This is a genomic window from Streptomyces sp. NPDC002055, assembly GCF_040296705.1.
Lineage (GTDB): Bacteria > Actinomycetota > Actinomycetes > Streptomycetales > Streptomycetaceae > Streptomyces.
On sequence record NZ_JBEOXS010000136.1, the window covers coordinates 1 to 2,784 of the forward strand.

The following is a 2,784-nucleotide window of genomic DNA, read 5'->3' on the forward strand; positions in this document are numbered from 1 at the left end:
TTCGTTTTTAGTTGAAATGTATTGTACTCAGTATGAAATTTATAGAAATTCATACGAACATCTTAAAAAACATGGTGAGGTTCAAGAAATTTATAAACCAGTTCAAGATATGACTGGTGAAATTATTGACAGACAATTTCAAGGTTTTAAACGTAATCCAATGACTCAAATTTACTCGGATGCAATAAAAAATCTTACAAAGATTGGTTCTGAGTTAGGTTTATCGCCAAAATCACGTTCTGAATTGATAGAGCTTAACATGCAAGATACGAATGAAAAAAGCACTAAAGATAAGATGAAGGCGTTCTTTGATGGAGGTGATGATGATTACTGAGTTAGCTCCTACAAAAACAATGAATAATCTTATCATTGAATTTAAAGTTGATTTAACGCAGGACCACGACGTCTTAGGAGCTTATCATAGTATTGATTTTTCAGAAATACGTGCTAAATATAGAGACCCTGGCACAAGATATGCATTCGCAGTATTAGACGGTATAACAAAATCTGGGTATCTAACAAAATTAGCAGCATTTAGGCATTTAAGAGACCTTCAAAGAATTGGACGTGAAGATTTTCCTTATAGATACTCTAAAAAGGAAATAAAAAATTTACTAAAAGTTGCTTCAGTTGTCCCGAATGTTGATACAGGCGAACCAACTGAGCTAATGCCTTGGCAAAAATTCATTATGTGTATGCTGATAGGCTGGAGGAATAGCGAAGGTGGAAAAAGGTTTACTGTCGCTATAATATCAGTATCTCGTGGGCAAGGTAAAACTTATATTCTAGCAATTTTGATGGTTTATTCATTTTTATTTGAAAGTCTTGGTTTATCAAATCAGGACTTTTTAGTTTCCTCGATAAACTTTAAACAGACAAGCAAATTGTTTGGATATGTTAAGACGATGCTTAAGACAGTTATAAAAATTGAACCATTTAAAACAATTGCTGCTGAAACAGGTTTGACTGATCGTTCTATTCTGAATGATGAAGTTGTCATGAAGAAAATGAATAATAAAATTCGTGCTATTTCTCATGAAGCTGGTCAATATGATAGCTTTCACTTTACAACTGCTATTTTTGATGAAATCGGAGAGGTAACTAATAGAGAAAAAATTTCTAAAATTGTTTCTGGACAAGTTTTGGTTAAAAATCATCAGTTTGTACAAATTTCAACTTCCTATCCAGACCCTAGCGTTCCTTTTAGGAAGGACCAAAAAACACTTCAAGAAGCTATGGAGAAAGATTGGGATAGAGAAGCAGATACTTCTTTGTGTTTGGTATGGGCGCAAGATGATTTATCAGAAACATTCGAGCCAGAAACTTGGGTAAAATCAAACCCTCTTCTTGAATTGGAAGATAAAAAAGATATTTTATTAAAAGGATTGATTGACAAACGAAACAGTGACTTGTTACAAGGGACACTACATGATTTTCAAACTAAAAACCTTAATATGTGGCTTCAGCAAGATGTTGATAGTTACTTAAATCTTGCTGATGTTGAAAAAGCTATTATTCCTGAATTTAGCATTCATGGGCAACGCTGTTATATAGGTATTGACTATTCAATGATGTCAGATAATACAGCGATTGCTTTCGTTTTTCCTTATTTAGATGATGAAGGAAAGCCTAAGTGGCATGTTGAACAGCATTCGTTTGTTCCATTCCAAAGAGCAGGTTCAATTGATGCTAAAGAAAAACAAGATGGTATTAATTATAGAGAACTAGAAAAATATGGTTTTTGTACAGTCACAAGCCACCAACAAGGGCTAATCAATGATGATGAGGTCTATGAATGGATTGTAAACTATATTGAAGATAACGCATTGGATGTTATCTTTTTTGGTTACGATGCAATGGGTATCACTAAAGTAATTCAAATGCTCATGAATAATACGGGCTATAATTTACAACCTATCCGTCAAAGAACGAGTGAGTTGAAAGATCCTACAAAATTTTTACAAAAACTATTTGTAGAGGGATCTATTAGTAGGCTAGATGATAAAATCATGGAAAAATCGCTATTAAATGCGGTTTTACGTGAAGATTCAATAGGAATACAGGTAGATAAACGAAAAGCAACTTTAAAAATTGACGTTGTTGATGCGATTATTGATGCTTTATTTCAAGGGATGTATCACTTTGAGGATTATGGTATGGCAAATGATAAGAGTTGGCAAGTTGAGCATATGACACCAGAACAAGTAAAAGAATGGGTTACTAGTCAAGAATCTGGCTTGTTAGACCTTGATGATGAAATGGATGATGATTGGGGATTCGATGAAGATTTTTAAAGCGTTTTTAAAAAAAATATGGGATGTTTTTGATGTTCTATGCTTCTCTTTAGCAGCTATTACGTTAAATATTACAGTTTTTCTAATGAACTTATTTGCTGGTGGAATTACATTAACAGTAACATTTATTATTTTTGGAATTGGTTCTTGGTTTATTAGTTCCAAAATTACGAAGGGAGGTGATTGATTTTGCCAATATTAAACTTTATCAACCAAACAAATGATCCGCCAGAAGTTGGTAGTGTTCATAGCTATTTTCCAGATGGAAATGATGCTCAAATAATGGAAAGTTTGCTTGGTGATAATAATGAATGGGTTTCAGCTCGTGCAGCATTAAGAAATTCAGACTTATTTTCTATTATCTTGCAACTATCTAGTGATTTAGCAATAGTTAAAATCAATGCTGAAAAGAAAAAGAATCAAGGAATCATTGATAATCCAAGTACTAATGCTAATAAACATTGATTGCCAAAATCCATGTTTATTAGCA

General features: G+C 32.9%; 4 protein-coding genes. All 4 read left to right on the forward strand.

Going from position 1 to position 2,784, the window contains the following annotated elements:
* On the forward strand, window positions 1-334 hold a 334-nt coding region (locus ABT112_RS34915; protein WP_351515806.1), incomplete at its 5' end, for a phage terminase small subunit P27 family.
* Complete coding sequence (locus tag ABT112_RS34920; protein ID WP_312258018.1) at window positions 324-2,294, forward strand: terminase large subunit; 1,971 nt, start codon at window positions 324-326, stop codon at window positions 2,292-2,294. The genes ABT112_RS34915 and ABT112_RS34920, both read left to right, overlap by 11 nt.
* Window positions 2,281-2,481, forward strand: a complete 201-nt coding sequence (locus ABT112_RS34925; RefSeq protein WP_032947698.1) for a DUF1056 family protein — start codon at window positions 2,281-2,283, stop codon at window positions 2,479-2,481. The genes ABT112_RS34920 and ABT112_RS34925 overlap by 14 nt, the downstream gene beginning before the upstream one ends.
* A 2-nt stretch (window positions 2,482-2,483) precedes the next feature.
* Complete coding sequence (locus ABT112_RS34930; protein WP_351515807.1) at window positions 2,484-2,759, forward strand: hypothetical protein; 276 nt, start codon at window positions 2,484-2,486, stop codon at window positions 2,757-2,759.
* The last annotated feature ends 25 nt before the right edge of the window (window positions 2,760-2,784 follow it).